Below are 18,193 nucleotides of genomic sequence, written 5' to 3'. Positions count from 1 at the left end.
GGTGGTGGGCGGGTCCGGGCCGGTTCGGACGGCGGTGCGCGCACGTGCGGTCGCGGCCGGGGCGGTGGCGCTGACCGTTGCCGCCGGACTCGGGGTCAGGGCGTTCATGGGCGGCGACGTCGCCAAGTACGCCGGGGACGCGCTCTACACCGTGCTGATCTGCGCCCTCGTCGCCGTGATCGCACCCCGCGCCCGGCCGGTCGTCAAGGCCGGGGCGGCGCTCGCGTTCAGCTGGTCGGTCGAGCTGCTGCAACTGACCGGGGTGCCCGCGGAGTTCTCCCGGCACAGCGCGGTGGCGCGGCTGGTGCTCGGCTCGACCTTCAACGCGCTCGATCTGTTCTGGTACGTGGTGGGGGCGGGGTTCGCCTGGGCGGCCCTGGCTTCGGCCTCGGCTACTTCGGCCGGTTCGCCCGGTCGCGATCCTCGGACTTCTGCATCTCGATGACCTGGAAGACATGGGCGCTGGTCTGCCTGCGCACGCTGCCGCCGACGAGCAGTGCCGCACCGAGGACGGACAAGGGGGCGGAGATCCCCAGAATGGCCAGCTGCTTCGGCAACTCGGTGACCACCTTGCACTGCGTGGAGATCCGGTAGCAGTACAGGTCCTGCTGGTTCACCAGCAGGAAGCCCAGCCAGATCCACAGGGCGCAGGCGACGAGCAGCAGCACGGCGCCCCAGGTCTGCATCAGTGCGGAGCGGTGGTGGAACTGCTGGCGTGCTGCCCACTGCATGAGATCCCCCCGGTTCGGTACGCAGTCGAAGGGGCGGACGCACCGCCCGCCGACCGACAGGTGATCGTACGCGCCTACGAGCCCGTTCGGGCCGGAAGGCGTAGGTCGCCATGGCCTGATTCCTGCGAAGCGTGTCCCTCCGGCCACTCGTGGGGGCGCACGCCATGACCCGATGCTGAGTGACGTGACCCAGACAACCGAAAGCGCCGCCCGGGACGACGACCGGCAGGCCACCCCCGCAGCCCCCGACGGGCGCTCCCGCCGGCGCGTTCACCGCGCCTGGATCGTCGCCGTCGTCACCTTCGTGACGATCATCGGCGGCGCCGCCTTCAACTCCCTGCCCGGCCTCCTCATCGACCCGCTCCACACGGAATTCGGCTGGTCGCGCGGGGAGATCGGGCTCGCCGTCTCCATCGACATGGCGCTGTACGGGCTCACCGCGCCGTTCGCGGCCGCGCTGATGGACCGCTTCGGCATCCGCCGGGTCGTCGTCGTGGCCCTTTCCACGGTGGCGGCCGGGGCGCTGGCCAGCGTCTGGATGACGGCCTCCTGGCAGCTGATGATCTATTGGGGGCTGCTCGTCGGCCTCGGCACCGGGTCGATGGCGCTGGCCTTCTCGGCAACGGTCACCAACCGCTGGTTCGTCGCCCGGCGCGGCCTGGTCACCGGCATCCTCACCGCGGCGGGCGCCTCCGGCCAGCTGGTCTTCCTGCCGCTGTGCGCCTGGATCGTCGAGGAGCACGGCTGGCGCCCGGCCTCGGTGACCGTGGCCCTCGCCGCCCTGGTCGTCGTTCCGTTCGTCTGGCTTCTGATGCGCGACCACCCGGCGGATGTGGGCCTCGCCCCTTACGGCGGCACCTACGTGGAGAAGCCCGCACCCGCACGCGGGGCGGCGAGGCGCACCGTACGCGTCCTGTTCGACGCCGCCCGCACCGGGCCGTTCTGGCTGCTGGCCGGTACGTTCGCGATCTGCGGGGCCTCGACCAACGGCCTGATCCGTACGCACTTCGTGCCGTCGGCCCACGACCACGGCATGCCCATCACCGCCGCGGCCTCGCTGCTCGCCGTCATCGGGGTCTTCGACATCATCGGCACGGTCTTCTCCGGCTGGCTCACCGACCGCTTCGACGCCCGACGGCTCCTCGCCGCCTACTACGCGTTGCGCGGCATCTCGCTGCTCTTCCTGCCGATGCTGATGGCGCCGACGGTGCATCCGCCGATGGTGTTCTTCATCGTCTTCTACGGTCTGGACTGGGTCGCCACCGTCCCGCCGACGCTGGCCCTCTGCCGCGAGCAGTACGGCGAGGACAGCGCCATCGTCTTCGGCTGGGTCCTCGCCTCCCACCAGGTGGGTGCGGCGCTGGTGGCGTTCCTGGGCGGTGTGGCGCGCGATGTGTTCGGCTCGTACGACATGGTCTGGTACGCGTCGGGGGCGCTGTGCGCGATGGCGGCCCTGATGGCGCTGGTGATCCGGCGGGTCCGGGAGCCGTCGGGCGCCGCCGCGGGACTCGGCTGACGGTGCCGGAGGCGGACGGGCGCCGACGGGCGCCGACGGGCGCACGGTGCCGACTGGTCAGGTGGAGAGGTTCTCGGCGACCGTCAGGAAGACGTGGAGGTTCGCGATGTCGCTGACCGCGACGCTGCACCAGGGGCCGGATTCGCCGGTCCTCATGACGTGCACCCTGCCCGCCCCGACCCGGATCTCCTGGACGTCGGACCAGGGCAGGTGACCGTTCCTGGTGGTGGCCATGCCGGTGCGGGAGAGCGAGAAGTCACCGAAGTTGACCCTCTGTCCTGCCAGGATCGATTCCAGGACCGCCGGGCCCTGGGCGCGGAGGATGGCCTCCTGCATATGAGGTCCCCAGGTTCCGGGGCCTTCGTAGAATTCCGTGATCGTCGCGTGGACGCGGCCCGGGCCGACTGCGGAGTACACGTGGGTGGTGGGGCCGGGAACACCGTTGATGATCTTCTGAGTGATGTCTTGGTAGAGCCGCACGGAGTCCCAGCGGATGGCGACCATGCCTTCGCCGGACTGCGGGTGCGCGATCATTCCGTGCTCGAACAGGTGGAGGCGCTTGGCGGCCTGTTTCCTGCTGAAGTTCGGATACTGGCGCAGCCACCAGAAGAACACAAGGCCGGGGATCACGAAGATCGCCAAGAGGTGGACGATCGTGAAGATGTAGAGGGCGAAGAGCGGTTTGCTCAGATGCTTGGGGGTGAACGTTCCTTCCAGCTCGCCGAGTTGGTGACGAGCAGCCAGTTCGGCGGCCTCGGGCGACAGGGCGGTCGGTGCTGCTGCCATGAATCTCTCCTTCGCGTTCGCGTCGGAACGACTGGGGTGTCGGGTCATCGCCGGGTCCGCGCGATCAGCTGGGCAAGGAGGCGGGTGCGGGGGATCATCCGCCCGACCGCGACGTGCTCGGTGTCCGCGTGGGCTCCGCTGCCGACCGCGCCCAGGCCGTCCAGCGTCGGGCAGCCCGTGCCCGCGATGTAGTTGCCGTCGGAGGCGCCGCCCACGGCGACTCCCCGCAGCGGCTCCTGCCCCAGCTCCGCGGCGATTTCGGAGGCGAGGGCGAACAGCTCGGCGGAGGACTCCGGTTCCATCGGCGGCCGTCTTCTGCCGCCCAGTACCCTCAGCCGCGCTCCGGGCGTCCGGGCGGTCAGCCCGTGCATGAGGGCGTCGATCCGGTCCTGCGCCGCCAGGGTCGGCACGCGCACGTCCACCGACACCTTCGCCAGCGCGGGCACCGTGTTGAGAGTGCTGCCGGCCGACAACAGGGTGGGCGTGACGGTCGGGGCTCCCAGTTCGGAACCGGTGGCGCCCATCGAGGCCGCGAGGCCGGCGACGGCCAGGACCTGGTGGGCGGCCTCGATCGTGGCGTTGACCCCCTTCTCCGGTTCCAGACCGGCATGGGCGGCCCTGCCCTGCACCACGACCTCATAGCGCGAGGTGCCCTTGCGGGCGGTCTTGAGGGCGCCCTCCGCATTGGCGGACGCCTCCAGCACGAAGGCGGCCGCGCAACCGCGCGCGGATTCCTCGATCAGTGCCCGGGAGGTCGGGGAGCCGATTTCCTCGTCCCCGTTGACCAGCACGCACACGCCGTCGGGGGACGGCAGGGAGGCCAGCGCGTGGAACATCTGCACCAGCCCGGCCTTCATGTCCAGGACACCGGGGCCCCGGGCGATCCCGTCGGACACCGACCAGGGATGCGTTTCCAGCGAACCCATGGGCCACACCGTGTCGTGGTGTCCCACCAGCAGCACACGCGGTGTTCCGAAGGTCCACCGCAGATGGGGCACCCCGTCGATCACGATCGTCTCCGGTGCCGGGCCCAACAGCCTCTCGCCCAGGGTGCCGACGGCCTCAGCGCTACGGGCCAGCGCCGCGTGGTCGGCCGAGAAGGACTCGCAGACCACGAGCTCCTCCAGATCGGCCAGCATCGCCGGCAACGCGAGCGCGGCTCGCGCGGTCATCGGCCCCGCCCCGCACAGGCCTTTATCGGTAATGACACGTTTCCTCCTCGGAGTTGATGCCGCAGAAGCCGCGGGGCGGCGGTGCTGTCCGGCCCCGTCCCGCAAGCGCGACCACGCGATTGACGCTAGGGCGGGACAAGGCATTCCACCAGCGACTAGATTGCATGCGAGCCATGCTTGGGGGGAATGTGTTCGAGATCGACGCACTGCGTCTGCTGGTGACGGTGGCCGAGACCGGATCGTTCACGCAGGCCGCGGCCCGGCTCGACTACACGCAGTCCGCGGTGTCCCGGCGCATCGCCTCGTTGGAGAAGCAGGCGGGCGGGCCGCTGTTCGAACGGCTCGCCCGGGGCGTACGGCTGAACCCTGCCGGGCATGCGCTGCACCGTCACGCCGTGGAGGTGCTCGACCGTCTGTCGAGGGCGGAGCACGAGCTGACCGTAATCCATGCGGGGCACGGCGGGACGCTGCGCGTGGGGGCGTTCGCCACCGCCAACATCTCGTTGGTGCCCGCCGCTCTGCGGGCGTTTGTGCGGTCCAGGCCAGATGTCGAGGTCATCGCGGCCGAGGGCCGGAGCGGTACGTCGATGCAGCGTCTCGCGGAGGGAGCGCTCGACCTCGCCGTGGTCAGCGACTACCCGTCCGGCCTGCCCTCGGCCGACGGTGTCACCACGGAGGTTCTGCTGGAGGACGAGCTGCTCGTCGTTCTCCCCCGCAGTCATCGCCTGGCCGGATCCGGGACGATCGATCTACGTGAACTCCGCGACGAGGCCTGGCTCCAGGACGCGCCAGCGGACCGGCCCATGATGCTCGCCGAGATCTGCGCACGGGCCGGCTTCAGACCGAGAAAGACCATCCGGATCGCGGAGTGGACCGGGAAGTTCGGCTATGTGGCCGCCGGGCTGGGGGTCGCGCTGGTCCCCTCGCTGGCCTCCTGGGCGGTCCCGGCCGAACTCTCCCTCTGCCGGCTCGGCGACCTCGCCCCGCGCCGGACCGTACATGTCGCGTTGCCCGCAGCCCCGCTTCCGGCGGCACTGAAACTGCGGGATCTGCTGCGCGACGCCGTCGGCTGAACCGCCGTCCGCCGGGCACGATCGGGGCCGTGGTGCGTCTTCACCCGCCGGTCCGGGCCGGGGTCGCGGTGCACGCTCACCCGCCGAGCGGCCCGAACCGCCCGAACACCCCCCGGTGGAAGAGCAGCGGACCGTCCCCGTCCGCCGCCCCCAGCGCCTCCACCCTGCCCACCACGATCAGATGGTCGCCCCCCGTGTGGACGGCCTGGATGCGGCAGTCGATCCAGGCCGGTACGGAGTCCAGCAGCGGCGACCCGGTCGCGGGAGCCGCCTCGTATGGCACCCCCGCGAACTTGTCGGCCCCGCTCACCGCGAAGCCCCGGCACAGTGCGCCCTGGTCCGCGCCCAGGATGTTGACGCAGAAGGCCCCGGCGCGGGCGATGCGCGGCCAGGTCGTCGACCTACGGGCGACCATGAAGGTGACCAGCGGCGGGTCGAGCGAGAGCGACGCGAACGACTGGCAGGCGAAGCCCGCCGGTCCCTGTGCGTCGTCCGGGTCGTGTGCGGTGACGATGGTGACCCCGCTCGCGAAGTGCCCCAGTACGTGGCGGAATTCGGCCGGGTCGACCGGCAGTCGCTCGTCGTCGGCGACGGCCCGCAGATCCGGGCGCGGCAGCGGATCGACCGGCGCCGGCCCTGCGGTGGTGGCGGCGCCGACGGACCTGAGGTACCGGACGGCGGTGGCGGCCATGCCTGCGTGTCCCATCACGTCTTCCATTGAAACTGACGTAGCGTCAGATCGGAAGGGTTGGGGCGAAGGCGGTTCGTGCACCGAGCCGCTGCCACGCCGTGGAACCGGTGCTGGTCCAGGTCAACCCTGCGACGCCGACGGCCGGCGGATCGGCGGTACGTCGGACCGGCCCGAACTCAACCGGGAGTACGGCGATCTCGACTCGCCGGACTGGTGCATGCTCAGCCGGTGACCGGCCCCCGAGCCCGCCCGAACCGGTGCCGGGATCGGGGCGAGCGTCGGCGGTCAGCTTCCGGCGGCGTACGTCACGAAGTGCGCCCATGCGTCGGGGGTTACGGCGAATCGAGGGCCCTGCGCGTTCTTCGAGTCGCGGACGTGGACCGTGCTGGGGGTGGTGGCGACCTCGACGCAGTCGTTGCCGTTGCTGGTATCGCTGTAGCTGCTCTTGAACCAGCTGAGCTGGTCCGATTCCCCGGCAGAGGTCTTGCGAATCATGTCTCTCCCAGTACTCGCTCGATGAGGGCCAGCGACTCCCCTGGAGTGAGAGCCTGAGCCCGGATGATGCCATAGCGCAGCTCAAGTACCCGGAGTTGCTTCGGATCGGAGACAGGACGACCCCCGTACTCGTCGTCGGTGCGGCCGACGGCGGTGCCGTCGCCGAACTTGAGCACCTGGATCCTCCCGCCCGTTCCGGGGTGGTCCCAGCTGTTGGTTGGCATCACCTGGATCTCAACATTCCGCATCTGCCCAACCTCCAACAGGTGTTCGAGCTGCTGGCGCTGGACCATTGTCCCCCCGAAGGGGCGGCGCAGTGTCACCTCCTCCAGGACAAAGCTGAGGTCCGGTGCAGGTGACCGGTCGAAGATGGACCGTCGAGCCATGCGCGCGGCAAGCATCCGTTCCAACTCGTCAACCGAGTAGGCAGGACGTCGTGTGCGCAGCAACGCCCGGGCGTGTGCCTCTGTTTGCAGAAGACCGTGCGTGGCATGGCTCCCGTACGACAGCAGCTCGACCGCCTTCGCCTCCATCCGCGCCAGATCCCGAATCTTCTTCGGGTACCGGACCTCCGCCACGTCCTTCTTCATCGCGGCGATCAGCCCACCCGCCCCCAGCACCTCGTCCGCTCTGTCCAGATACTCCTGGCGCGGAATCCGTTTCCCGGCCTCGACCTTGTAGACCTGGTCCTCCCCGTACCCGATCGCCACACCGAAATCGGCCGCCCGCATGCCGACCGCCTCACGTCGCAGCCTCAGCTGCCGCCCCACCGTGGCGACGACCGCCGCCCCCGACTCGTCGTCGGGGTCGACGTCCCAACCGGGCTCGTCCGCCTCGCCCCCGGGCCGCTCCGTACCGTTCGCATCCACCCGCATCCGCGCTACCTCCGACGTGCCGTCACACCTCGACGCCCTCTACCCGCACGCCCCCTCCGGACAGCGCGGACAGCTCCGGACAACCGCCGGACAGTCACCGTACGCATCCGGTCGATCACTGGTCAGCGTATGCGTGCCCGGCCACGCTGAGTGACGTGAAACAAGAAATCACCCTCCCTCAACCCCCCGCCCCCAGCTGCACGTTCACCGTGTTGCTCTCGCCCACCCGCCGGGGGGCCAGGCTGGCCCGGCTGCTCACCGCCGCGTATCTGGGCGAGTGGGGGATCCCTTCGGAGTCGGCCGTGCAGATCGTCGCCGAACTGGCCGCCAATGCCATGGTGCACGGCCGCGTACCGGGCAGGGACTTCCGGCTCGACCTCACGATCCACGACGGCGGTGCGCTCCTGCGGATCGAGGTGAGCGACGCCCGTGGCGAGCGCCTTCCGCCCGGTCCGGGCGGCACGGCCGTCCCGGATGACGACTGCGAGTCCGGGCGCGGCCTGCTGATTGTCGAGGCGTTCGCCGACCGTTGGGGCGTCAGCCCCGGTCCCGTCCCCCGCAAGACCGTCTGGGCCGAGCTCGACCTCGTACCGTGACCGCCGCCACCGGGTCGCGGATATCCACGATCCGGTGGTCCGCGACGCGGCGCCGTGGGACATCAAAAGCCTTGAATACCTTGGGCAATGAACCTTCCCGAACCCACCCCACCTGCCGTCACCCACACGGGTGAGATCGTCCAACTGGGCTGGATTTCAGGCAGGTTGGCTGGCATATGCTCGCCGCGACAAACAACCCCCAGACATGCGACGGCCCCCGGCCGGGACTGGCATCCCGATCGAGGGCCTGACCAACGAGGAAGAGAAGACCTTCCCGATGGATACCCAGCAGATTAGCGCGCCCTCGCGCGCCTCGTCCGGTGTTGTGCACGACAACTCCCGGCACACCAGCCGTTTCACGGTCGTGGGCAACCACCTCACCCAGCACCGCGAGCTCTCCCTCACCGCGATCGGACTCGCCGCGCACATCCAGTCCATGCCCGCCGGGGCAGGGATCGGCATCAAGGACCTTGCCGGCCGCTTCCCGGAGAGCGAGGCCCGGATCGCCGCAGCGTTACGCGAACTCGAAGCCCACGGCTATCTGCGACGCACCCGGACGCGCCTGTCCAACGGCCGGATCGTCACCCGTACGGTCTCCTGCAACCAGCCTTCGGACCAGCGGCGCACGGACGCTCTGCCGGGCCGCGGCTGCCCGCAGCGTACGGTCCGTCCGCCCGCGCCCGTCCGGCCCTGCAGCGAGCCCGAGGCCAACGACGCGCATCCGGCCAGGTCCAGGCCCCGGACCCATGCCAAGCCCACGCCCCGCAGTGAGCCCGCGCCCCTGCTCGTACCGAAGCCGACCTTCCCTGCCGAGTCCCTTCTCCGGACTGCCACCGACCTGCTCGCCGGGCTGCACCACCAGGACCCGCGCCTGCTGCTCTCCGCGCAGGACGTGGATGTCCTGGCCCCGGGGGTCGCCGCGTGGCTGGAGCGCGAGGTCGGCCCCGCCGCCGTACAGCACGCACTGTCCAGCGACCTTCCACCCGAAGGGCTGCGCCGCCCCGCCGGTCTCCTCGCTCACCGGCTCACAGCCCGGCTTCCGCCACCGCCCCCGTTCCTGCCCCCGGCCACGCTCCCGGCCAGGCCGGTCCCGCTGCAGAACTGCGAGGGCTGCGACCGGGCATTCCGCGCGGCGGAGCCAGGAGAGTGCCCCGACTGCCGGACCAACTCCCATCCGACCGTTCAAGAGCTCTAGGAAAACCACATGGTCAGCTCGTCCCACGAGGCGATGCACCGCATCTTCCAGGAGTACCCGGGCCTGTTCTCCCGTGTCTCCGAGGTGCTGGGGGTGGCGATCGGCCCACCCGCCTCAGCCACCGTCATGCCCACCGATCTCACCGAGAACCGGCCTCTCGAACGCCGTGTCGACACCCTGCTGCGCATCGACATGGAGGACGACCGGTCCTACCTCCTGGCGGTCGAGGCCCAGAGCAAGAAGGACCCGGACAAGCCGGTGAGCTGGATGTACTACCTGTCGTACCTCCAGGCGAAGTACAAGTTGCCGCCCATGCTGCTGGTCGTCTGCCAGGACCGAGCCACCGCCGAATGGGCCGCGCGCCCGTTCCCCGTCGGCCACCCGCAATCGCCCGTGCTCACCCTGCAAGCCCTCGTCGCGGGCCCGCACAACATGCCGGTGATCACGGATGTGGCCGAGGCCCGCAAGGACCTGGCATTAGCCACGCTGGCCGCGATCACACACGCAGGCGATCCGGACATCGGTGCCATACTCAAAACGCTGTCGACCGCTCTGCGCGACGCACCGGAAACCATCGCCGACCCCATCGTCGAACTCACCGCACAGGGCCTGGGCAACCGCCCGGCCGCACAACAGTGGAGGAACCTGGTGGCCGTGGACCTTTCTTTCTACAAGTCACCCCTCTCGGAAGAAATCCGGGACGAGGGCCGTTCGGAAGGCCGTGCGGAAGGCCGTGCAGAGGGCGTCGCGAAGAGCATTCTGCTCCTCCTCGCCCAGGTCGGCATCGAGGTACCCGATGAGGCCCACGAACGCATCATGGGCTGCACCGACGTCGACACCTTGAGTCGCTGGCTCTTGCGTGTTCCTACTGCGACATCCGTCGAGGACGTCTTCACCGAGAAGTAGGCGGACTGCGGCCGGGGCCCGCCGACCGGTGAGTCCCGGCCGCACAACAGTGGGGGAACCTGGTGGCCGTGGACCTTTCTTTCTACAAGTCACCGCTCTCGGAAGAAATCCGGGACGAGGGCCGTGCGGAAGGCCGTGCAGAGGGCGTCGCGAAGAGCATCCTGCTCCTTCTCGCCCAGGCCGGTATCGACGTACCCGACGAGGCCCGCGAACGCATCACAGGCTGCACGGACCTTGACACCCTGAACCGCCGGCTCCTGCGCGCCCCCACTGCCGCAACCGTCGAGGACGTCTTCGCAGTGGGGTAGCCGCAGCCGACGAGGAGGAACGCACCGGAACCTCTCCGGCGGTAGGGCGTAGCGGGAGGGACGCCAGAGGGCTTCGGGCGCGATCCTGGCGGACTCTCCTATTCAACTGTCGCCAGTTCTCGTGGAGTACAACCTGCTGGTGACCGTGTGTGGTCGACGGCGGCGTATCGGATCCAGGCTCCCCCGGCCTCGGACGCAGAGGCGAACCGAGACCGCGCCTCGTCTTGGCCGGTTCATCGATGCCCCGAGGCCCGCACGACGGCGAACGCCCTGGGCGAATGCCCTACTGGGTCTGCTCGTGTCGGGTGAACGCGGCGATCAGGTTGTGGGCTGTGTTGTCGTCGGAGTCGATCCCGTGGAGCTCGGCACCTTCAAAAGTGGCGACCTCGGTGCTGCGGGGGAACATGGCCTGCTCGTACTCGGTGAGCGCGGCCTCGATGTCGTCGGGGTGCGCGGCGAGGGCGTTGCCGAGTTCGGCGCCGTCGAGCATGGCCAGGTTGGCGCCTTCGCCGTTCGGGGCCGCGAGGTGGGCGGCGTCGCCGAGCAGGGTCACCCCCGGCACCCGATCCCACCGGTGCCCGGTCGGCAGAGCGTAGTGGGGGCGCAGGACCGGCGCGCTGTCGCCGTCGGTGATCAGCGCGGTGAGTTCCGGTGCCCAGCCGTCGAACTCCTGCGCGATCCGCGCGGTGGCCGCAGCGGCATCGGTGAAATCGATGGCGGCGAACCAGTCCTGCGGCTTGGACAGTGCCACGTAGGTGTGCAGGGTGTCACCGCTTTCCCGGTGAGCGAAGATCTCCCTGCCCGGCGCGGGCGCCATCAGCATCCCGCCGCCGACCGCTTTCGCGGCGGCTGGGTGCCGGGTGTCGGCGTCGAACAGGTAGGTCTCGACAAACGACGTGCCGGCGTACTCGGGTGTAGCGGTGGAGAGCAGTGGCCGGACCCGTGACCACGCGCCGTCCGCGCCGACCAGCAGGCTGGTGACGATGGTGCCGCCGTCGACGAGCGTCACCTCGTAGCGACCCTCGCCGAGGGCACGCGTGCTGCTGACCTTGTGCCCCCACCGGACGGTGCCGGCCGGAAGCGAGTCGAGCAGGATCTGTCGCAGCTCGCCACGCTGCACCTCGGGGCGTCCACCCGTGCCGTCGTCAGCTTCCTCGAACAGGACGGTCCCGTCCCGGTCGAGGACCCGCATCGCCTGGCGGCCCTCCAGGACGATGGCGTGGAACTCGTCCATCAGGCCGGCCGCCTTGAGGGCGAGTTGCCCGTTGTAGTCGTGGATGTCGAGCATCCCGCCCTGCGAACGCGCAGCCGGGGTGGGCTCCGCCTCGTAGACCGTGGCCGGTATTCCGTGGACGTGCAGGACGCGGGCGAGCGTGAGGCCGCCGATCCCGGCGCCGATGATCGTGACGTCAGTGGTCATGGGGGCTTCCTTCCTGATTGTGGACCGCTGGGCGGACACCCGGCTAAGTCGGGACGATGCGATGCTGGTGGCCTGTGCCGTTGATGGCCGGCACCAACCAGCTCCAATGTCCCCGCAGCCATCGACAGGTCGCCGACAGGTCGCCGACAGGTCGCCGACAGGTCACCGTCCACCGCCGACAACCAGCCGACACCGGCCCCGATCCCGGTTTACTGGTGAGGTACAGGAAGTAGCGCTGAGATCGATCGTGGTCGCTGAGCCGGCTGTCCCTGTGGCCGGCGCTACAGCCGGGGTCCTCGGCGATGCCGTGGCCCTGTCGGCGGTGGCCGGCAACAACTGGGCCCCGCGCACACAGCACCCCAGGAAGATCCGTTATCGGGCGTTGCGTATCCCGAGAATGTATGCCGCAGTAAGCGCAACGGCACGGTCTTCGTCATGTGACAGATCTGCGAGGGCACGTGACGCTGTGATTCCCGGAATGTCCGCGAGCGCCTGTGCCAGCCGCCGACGTACAGACGATTCAACGGTGCCGTGGGCGAGGCAATCGACGAGCCCGGTGGCGATCTGCTCCGCCAACGCGGGACGACTCGCCAGCGCGCTCAGTGCATCGGCTGCACCGACTTCATGCGTCTCCTCGACGACCATGTCGATGAGCGTCGGGATCGCGTCGGCTACTCCACGTGCCCCGAGCGCCAGAGCTGCATACCTGCGGACCACGATGTCGGGGTTCGTGAGGGCGTCCTGCAGCAGTGCGGTCGCCTCACTGTTCGGAATTTCGGCGATGGACTGGACGGCACGTTTCCGCACCTCGGCCACTGGTGAGCCGAGGCCCTCCGCCAGCAGTGCCAATGCGCCATCGCCCGATCGTGCCAAAGCCCATCGAAGGGCTCCGGCGACGTTCGGGTCCGTCTCGCTCAGCGCTGCCTCGACCAGTGCTTCCACTGGCACCGGAACCTCTTCGATGGAGGACAAGGCCGCGCGCTGGCGCGTCCCAGCGCTCTTCGACCCCAACGCCTGGAGGAGCGCGACGATCTGGAGGACGTCCTCCCAGCCGGCGGGTTCCGCGGCACCGATCCGACGGAGTCGCGTGAGCAACTCCGTCTCACCCGCAATGCGTTCTCGCGTCTGGCGGATGAGGTCGTCGACGAGCTCTGAGGGCGTGAAGCCCTGATCATCGAGCGCGCGCCTGACTTCACGCAGCGACAGCCCCAATGACCGCAGGCTCTCGATATGGAAGATCCGTCGGATGTCCTCGCCGGAGTACTCGCGATAGCCGGCGTCGGTACGACCCGTTGGCCGCACCAGGCCGAGCGAGTCGTAATGCCTGAGCATGCGGGCGCTGACCCCGGACCGTCGTGCCACATCACCGATCAACACGGCCCATCACCCCTCCTGGCTGGTCCTGCCGAGGGCTACGACGCGCTTCGCCTCCTCGATCGCGAACTCGAATCCGGCATCCGGGTCGCGCAACAGCCGTTCCGTGGCGATCGCGTGCGCCCGCACGCGAGGGTCGAGATCCGTCATCGCAGCGCGCAGAGTTGGCAGAATCACCTCACCGAGCGCGATCAGCGCCCGGCTGAGGCTCAGCTGCGTCGCACGTTCGCCGCGTCCGAGCTGTGTCGACAACACTGCGGCCAACTCGGGCTCTTCACCTTCGGGCACGAGCACGACCGCTGCCCGCCAGGCGCTCCGCGCCACCTCATCGTCGGCGTCGGACAGAAGTGCCCGTGTGATCGCCGGCCACGCTTGCCGATCCCCGATTTTGGACAGCGTGTGCAACGCCTGGCTTCGTGCCTGCGCACGCTGCGAGCGGACTTCATCGAGAAGCTCTGGGACTGTCATTGATGCCGAGTGGCGGGTGAGCGCCCACGTAAGCATTTCGCGCACGTAGAACTCGGGTTCGATCGCGCATCGTTCGATGAGCTTGTCGATGAACCGCGGGTCAGGGGTCGTACCGACCGCCAGCGCTGCCCGCAGCCGCACTGACGAGCGGCTGTCCTCCAGCCCCTGGAGAGCTCGGATCGTATCCGTGTCCTGTTTCGGCAGGGTCATCGGGACCACCTCCTTGACACAGTGAAGACCTTGTCACTGTGTCAAGGTCAAGCGGGGCCACCCCGCGAGATCACCAGGCACCCTCTGTCCACCGAGTTAGGTGCGTGTCACGTCAGATGAGATGTGCGTGACGTTATGAGGCACGTTCGCTTCCGGGGCCGCTCACAGCCCCCGGTACTTCGGTGTACGCCGTTCAACGAAGCTCGCCACGCCTTCGTTGGCGTCCTGCGTCGTCATATTGATCTCCTGGGCCATCGCCTCGGTCGCGAACGCCGTCGCGCGGTCGGAGTCCAGGGAGGAGTTCACCAACTGCTTGGTGAGGGCGATCGCGCGGGTCGGGCCGTCGGCCAGGCGCTGGGCCCACGCGCGGGCCGTCGCCGTCAGTTCCTCGTCCGGGACCACCCGGTTGACCAGACCCAGACGCTCCGCCTCCCTCGCCGGGAGCGAGTCGCCGAAGAACATCAGCTCCTTGGCGCGCTGCGGGCCGATCAGGCGCGGCAGTAGATACGCGCCGCCGCCGTCCGGTACGAGGCCGCGGCGTACGAATACCTCGATGAACTTCGCCGACTCGGCGGCCAGCACCAGATCGCAGGCGAAGGCGAGGTGTGCGCCGATGCCGGCCGCCGTGCCGTTGACGGCCGCGATCAACGGCTTCTCGCAATCCAGGACCGCGGCGATCAGGCGCTGCGCGCCGAGCCGGATCGTACGGGCGACATCGCCCGGCACCCGGTCGCCCGTCGACGGGGCGCCCGTCGCCGGAGCGGCCCGCAGGTCGGCGCCCGCGCAGAAACCACGGCCGGTGGCGGTGAGGACGACGGCCCGGACCGCCGGGTCGGCGGAGGCCTCGGCGAGCAGGGCGATGACGCGTTCCCGCTGGTCCCAGGTCACGGCGTTCATCGCCTCGGGGCGGTTGAGCGTGATCCAGGAGACGCCGTTGTCAGTGGTGTGGAGTACCAATGAATCAAGCGGGTCGGTGGACTCGGTGGACTCGGTGGTGTCTTCGGGGGAGGACGGCATGAGGCAGCTCCTGGGTAGGTGGGTCGGCCGGTGGCGCGGCCGACGGGGTGGCCGGTCAGCGGCAGACGGCGAGTGCGTCCAGCGCCACCGCGCCCTGCCCCCGCCCCAGCACCATCAGCGGGTTGATGTCCAGCTCGGCGAGGTCGTCGCCCAGTTCCAGCGCCATCCGCTGCACCCGCAGCACGACCTCGACGAGCGCGTCCACATCCACCGGCGGACCGCCGCGTACGCCCTCCAGCAGCGCTCGGCCGCGCAGTTCGCCCAGCATCGACCGCGCCTGGTCCTCGCCGAACGGCGGCACGCGCACCGCCGCATCGTGCAGCACCTCGACCAGTACACCGCCGAGCCCGACCGTCACCGTCGGCCCGAACAACGCGTCCTGCGTGACACCGACCATCATCTCGACGCCCCGCTCGACCATCTGGCAGACCAGGATGCCGTCCAGCTCGATGCCCTCGTACCGTGCGATGTCGGTCAGTTCGCGGTACGCGTCGCGCACCTGGCTGGCGGAGGTGAGCCCGACCTTGACCAGACCCAGCTCGGTCTTGTGCGCGAGCCGGGCGCCCGACGCCTTCATGACGACCGGGTAGCCGACCAGCCCCGCGGCCCGGACGGACGCCGCGGCGCTGGTCACCAACTGCTCGCGCGGAACGCGGATTCCGTACGCGCGCAGCAGCTGTTTCGCGGCGTGCTCGCTCAGCTGTTGGCCCGGGCGCATCAGTGCCTGCGCCTTGCGGAACGAGGGCGACGGCGTGCGCGGCGCCTCGTCGAAGGGGGAGCGGTAGGAGGCTGCGAACCGGTGGTGGTCCAGATAGGCCTTCACGGCGGTGATGCAGTTGCCGAAGGTACGGAAGGTGGCGACGCGGGACGAGCCGAGCAGCGTCGTGCGGTACGCGTCCTCCGTACCGACGGGCGATCCCCACACCACGCACACCAGCTTGTCCGTGGCCTCCGCCGCGTCCACCAGATCCTGCGCGAGCCGGTCGCTCATCGGGGGGAAGGGTCCGGTGATCGGACAGATCAGCACCCCGACTGCGGGGTCGGCGAGGATCGCGTCGATGATCTTCCGACCGCGCCAGTCGCCGACCGGATGGCCGCCGTTGTCGACCGGGTTCGCCACGTTCAGATAGCCGGGGATCCACTCGTGCAGCTCGCGCTGTTTCTCCTCGGACAGGGTGGGGATCTTCAGCCCCGCGCCGGTCGCCAGGTCCGAGAAGTGCGCGCCCGTGCCGCCCGAGATCGAATACACGACGACCCCGTCGGCCTGCGGCTTCCGCGCCCGGGCCAGCAGGGCCGCGGTGTCCTGGAGCTCGTCGAGCCCGTCCACCCGGATCACGCCGAACTGCCGCATCGCCGCGTCCACCACCTGGTCGGCGCCGGTCAGCTTGCCGGTGTGTGACGCGGCCATCCGGGCCCCCGTCTCCGTACGCCCCACCTTGACCGCCACCACCGGAACGCCTGCCCGTGCAGCCCGGTCCGCGGCCAGCAGAAAGGAGCGCCCGTCCTTGAGCCCCTCCACGTAACAGGCGATGGCCCCGACCTCCGGGCGCTGCGAGAAGTACGAGATGAAGTCGGCGGTCTCCAGATCCGCCTCGTTGCCCGTGGGCGCCCAGTGCGAAAGCCGCACGCCCAGCTCCTGAAGGGTGTAGACGGGGCGCCCCTGGTGGCCGGACTGAGTGATCAGCGCGATGGCCGGCCCGTCCAGATCGTCCCGGAACTCCTCGAAGGCGTTGAGGTTGGTGTTCGGCCCGAGCAGCCGCAGCCCGGACCGCTCCACCGCCGCGGCCAGCCGCGCCTGGGCGGCGGCGCCCTCCTCACCGGTCTCGGCGAATCCGGAGGCGAAGGCCACGGCGAACTTCACCTTGGACTGCGCGAGTTCCTCGATCACCGGGAGCGGATCACCGACCAGCAGCACGGCCAGATCGACCTGCTCCGGCAGGTCCGCGACGGAAGGAGAACAGGCCCGCCCGAACACGGACTCCCGGCTGGGATGTACGGGATACAGTCGCGCCCCGACCCGCTCGGCCCAGCCGATCAGCTGTCGGGTGATCCCGGTATTGGGCCGCCCCTCGGTGTCGGACGCGCCGATGACGGCGACGGACTCGGGCCGGAAGAACCGGTCCAGATCCGGCACGGGCGCGTGCAGCGGGCGGCCGCTGACATCGAGATCGCCCTCCGCGGCGGCGGCCGCCATGCTGTGGACGATGGCATGCGGCTCTTCGCCGCAGGCCACCACCCTGGCGCGGAAGTCGGTGGTGAGGGTGCCGTGAGTCGATCCAAGCATCGTTCCGCCCACTCCTGCTCGAAGTCCGTCGGGTGCTCATGCCCGGCCAGCCCGAAGCTGACACTCTGTCAGGTTACTGAACTGACGGCCCGTCAGGAATGGGTGTGCAGGCAAAGGCTGATCCGGACGCACGGACATCCATTCCGGATTCCGGGACATGGCCGGTGGGCGGGGCGCCGGGACAGGCTTCTCGTATGACACAGGAAGCACAGAACGCTCGTACAGACCGGCCCGTACTCGTCATCGGAGGTACCGGCAAGACCGGGCGCAGGGTGGTGGAACGGCTGCGGGAGCAAGGGGTGGAGACACGGGTGGCGTCGCGGTCCGGGGAGACACCGTTCGACTGGGACGACCGGAAGACCTGGGGCGCGGCGCTGGAGGGGGTCGCGGCGGTGTACATCGTTCCGCTGGACCTCGCTCCCTCCCGGACTCCCGCCCTGGTGGAGCAAGCCGTGGCGGGCGGGGTGGGGAGGCTGGTGCTGCTGTCCGCCCGGGGCGCCGACGTGCCGGGGTACTTCGGGGATTCCTACGACGGGACCGGGCCGCACATGGAGGGGGAGATCGCGGTGCGGGCCTCGGGGGTGCCGTGGACGATCCTGCGGCCCGGCTGGTTCGCGCAGAACTTCAGCGAGGGGGTCTTCCGCGACGGGGTGATCGGCGGTGAGCTGGCTCTGCCCGCCGGGGACGGGGCCGCCGCGTTCGTCGACGCGGAGGACATCGCGGACGTCGCCGTCGCCGCGCTCACCCGGCTCGGCCACGAGGGTCAGGTGTACGAGCTGTCCGGACCGCGGGCGCTCACCGTCGACGACGCGCTGGCCGAGATCGCGAAGGTCACCGGGCGGCGGGCCGGGTACGTCCCGGTCCCCGAGCAGGAGTTCGTGGCGGGACTGGTCGCCCAGGGGATGTCCGCCGAGGAAGCGGCGCTGTGGACGGACGCGATGAAGCCGATCCGTACGAGCCGGGAGGCTCCTGTCGTCGACGGGGTGCAGCGTGCGCTGGGGCGGGCGCCGCGGGACTTCGGTGCGTTCGTGCGCAAGGCGGCCGACGCGGGTGCCTGGCCCTGCTGAGCCCGGGGG

The 18,193-nt window shown here is 69.9% G+C and carries 19 protein-coding genes; 8 read left to right on the top strand and 11 right to left on the bottom strand.

The window, feature by feature from the left end:
- The first annotated feature begins 34 nt into the window (after window positions 1–34).
- The gene (locus NRF20_RS19715) at window positions 35–445 is read left to right on the top strand and encodes a DUF2809 domain-containing protein (RefSeq protein ID WP_398633343.1); all 411 of its coding nucleotides are present in this window, start codon (window positions 35–37) and stop codon (window positions 443–445) included.
- Here NRF20_RS19715 and NRF20_RS19710 read toward each other — a convergent pair.
- The gene (locus NRF20_RS19710; protein WP_398633344.1) at window positions 393–731 is read right to left on the bottom strand and encodes a hypothetical protein; all 339 of its coding nucleotides are present in this window, start codon (window positions 729–731) and stop codon (window positions 393–395) included. The genes NRF20_RS19715 and NRF20_RS19710 overlap by 53 nt on opposite strands.
- A gap of 172 nt (window positions 732–903) precedes the next feature.
- Between NRF20_RS19710 and NRF20_RS19705 the strand changes: the two genes are divergently transcribed.
- Window positions 904–2,247 carry an MFS transporter gene (locus NRF20_RS19705; protein WP_398633345.1) on the top strand — a complete coding sequence of 448 codons (1,344 nt, stop codon included), beginning with the start codon at window positions 904–906 and terminating at the stop codon, window positions 2,245–2,247.
- Between the two features lie 57 nt (window positions 2,248–2,304).
- On the opposite strand, the gene NRF20_RS19700 is transcribed toward NRF20_RS19705, so the two are convergent.
- Together NRF20_RS19700 and NRF20_RS19695 are read right to left on the bottom strand one after the other, a co-directional pair.
- Window positions 2,305–3,033: a DUF6585 family protein gene (locus NRF20_RS19700; protein ID WP_413752984.1), complete on the bottom strand. Its 729-nt coding sequence runs from the start codon at window positions 3,031–3,033 to the stop codon at window positions 2,305–2,307.
- A gap of 44 nt (window positions 3,034–3,077) precedes the next feature.
- On the bottom strand, window positions 3,078–4,172 hold the full coding sequence (locus tag NRF20_RS19695; protein ID WP_398633387.1) for a M20 family metallopeptidase: 1,095 nt from the start codon (window positions 4,170–4,172) through the stop codon (window positions 3,078–3,080).
- A 206-nt stretch (window positions 4,173–4,378) separates the two neighbouring features.
- Between NRF20_RS19695 and NRF20_RS19690 the strand changes: the two genes are divergently transcribed.
- Complete coding sequence (locus NRF20_RS19690) at window positions 4,379–5,278, top strand: LysR family transcriptional regulator (protein ID WP_398633347.1); 900 nt, start codon at window positions 4,379–4,381, stop codon at window positions 5,276–5,278.
- A 76-nt stretch (window positions 5,279–5,354) separates the two neighbouring features.
- Here the strand turns inward: NRF20_RS19690 and NRF20_RS19685 are convergent, their stop codons facing one another.
- The 3 genes from NRF20_RS19685 to NRF20_RS19675 all read right to left on the bottom strand — a co-directional run bounded on the left by NRF20_RS19685 (window position 5,355) and on the right by NRF20_RS19675 (window position 7,339).
- A complete protein-coding gene (locus NRF20_RS19685) occupies window positions 5,355–5,969 on the bottom strand; it encodes a flavin reductase family protein (protein ID WP_398633388.1) in 615 nt (204 codons plus the stop codon).
- A 285-nt stretch (window positions 5,970–6,254) separates the two neighbouring features.
- The gene (locus NRF20_RS19680) at window positions 6,255–6,464 is read right to left on the bottom strand and encodes a DUF397 domain-containing protein (RefSeq protein WP_398633348.1); all 210 of its coding nucleotides are present in this window, start codon (window positions 6,462–6,464) and stop codon (window positions 6,255–6,257) included.
- Window positions 6,461–7,339: a helix-turn-helix domain-containing protein gene (locus tag NRF20_RS19675; protein ID WP_398633349.1), complete on the bottom strand. Its 879-nt coding sequence runs from the start codon at window positions 7,337–7,339 to the stop codon at window positions 6,461–6,463. Before NRF20_RS19675 ends, NRF20_RS19680 begins: the two co-directional genes overlap by 4 nt.
- 155 nt (window positions 7,340–7,494) lie before the next feature.
- On the opposite strand from NRF20_RS19675, the gene NRF20_RS19670 reads away from it, so the two are divergent.
- The 4 genes from NRF20_RS19670 (at window position 7,495) to NRF20_RS19655 (ending at window position 10,344) form a co-directional block, all read left to right on the top strand.
- A complete protein-coding gene (locus NRF20_RS19670) occupies window positions 7,495–7,935 on the top strand; it encodes an ATP-binding protein (protein WP_413752983.1) in 441 nt (146 codons plus the stop codon).
- A gap of 277 nt (window positions 7,936–8,212) precedes the next feature.
- Window positions 8,213–9,130, top strand: a complete 918-nt coding sequence (locus NRF20_RS19665) for a helix-turn-helix domain-containing protein (RefSeq protein ID WP_413754582.1) — start codon at window positions 8,213–8,215, stop codon at window positions 9,128–9,130.
- Between the two features lie 9 nt (window positions 9,131–9,139).
- Window positions 9,140–10,036 (top strand): hypothetical protein, encoded by an 897-nt coding sequence (locus tag NRF20_RS19660; protein ID WP_413752982.1) that lies wholly within the window; start codon window positions 9,140–9,142, stop codon window positions 10,034–10,036.
- 68 nt (window positions 10,037–10,104) lie between these two features.
- The gene (locus tag NRF20_RS19655; protein ID WP_413752981.1) at window positions 10,105–10,344 is read left to right on the top strand and encodes a hypothetical protein; all 240 of its coding nucleotides are present in this window, start codon (window positions 10,105–10,107) and stop codon (window positions 10,342–10,344) included.
- A gap of 283 nt (window positions 10,345–10,627) precedes the next feature.
- Here the strand turns inward: NRF20_RS19655 and NRF20_RS19650 are convergent, their stop codons facing one another.
- The 5 genes from NRF20_RS19650 to NRF20_RS19630 all read right to left on the bottom strand — a co-directional run bounded on the left by NRF20_RS19650 (window position 10,628) and on the right by NRF20_RS19630 (window position 17,117).
- Window positions 10,628–11,764 carry an FAD-dependent oxidoreductase gene (locus tag NRF20_RS19650; RefSeq protein WP_413752980.1) on the bottom strand — a complete coding sequence of 379 codons (1,137 nt, stop codon included), beginning with the start codon at window positions 11,762–11,764 and terminating at the stop codon, window positions 10,628–10,630.
- Between the two features lie 372 nt (window positions 11,765–12,136).
- Window positions 12,137–13,141, bottom strand: a complete 1,005-nt coding sequence (locus NRF20_RS19645) for a HEAT repeat domain-containing protein (protein WP_398633354.1) — start codon at window positions 13,139–13,141, stop codon at window positions 12,137–12,139.
- Between the two features lie 6 nt (window positions 13,142–13,147).
- A complete protein-coding gene (locus NRF20_RS19640) occupies window positions 13,148–13,816 on the bottom strand; it encodes a HEAT repeat domain-containing protein (protein WP_398633355.1) in 669 nt (222 codons plus the stop codon).
- 162 nt (window positions 13,817–13,978) lie between these two features.
- A complete protein-coding gene (locus NRF20_RS19635; RefSeq protein ID WP_413752979.1) occupies window positions 13,979–14,833 on the bottom strand; it encodes an enoyl-CoA hydratase/isomerase family protein in 855 nt (284 codons plus the stop codon).
- 55 nt (window positions 14,834–14,888) lie between these two features.
- Window positions 14,889–17,117, bottom strand: a complete 2,229-nt coding sequence (locus NRF20_RS19630; RefSeq protein WP_398633357.1) for an acetate--CoA ligase family protein — start codon at window positions 17,115–17,117, stop codon at window positions 14,889–14,891.
- 194 nt (window positions 17,118–17,311) lie between these two features.
- On the opposite strand from NRF20_RS19630, the gene NRF20_RS19625 reads away from it, so the two are divergent.
- Window positions 17,312–18,184: an NAD(P)H-binding protein gene (locus NRF20_RS19625; RefSeq protein ID WP_413752978.1), complete on the top strand. Its 873-nt coding sequence runs from the start codon at window positions 17,312–17,314 to the stop codon at window positions 18,182–18,184.
- Window positions 18,185–18,193: the final 9 nt, after the last annotated feature.

Origin of the sequence: Streptomyces sp. R-74717 (assembly GCF_047305335.1) — a bacterium.
GTDB lineage: Bacteria > Actinomycetota > Actinomycetes > Streptomycetales > Streptomycetaceae > Streptomyces > Streptomyces atratus.
This window is presented reverse-complemented; position numbering and strand designations above follow the sequence as displayed.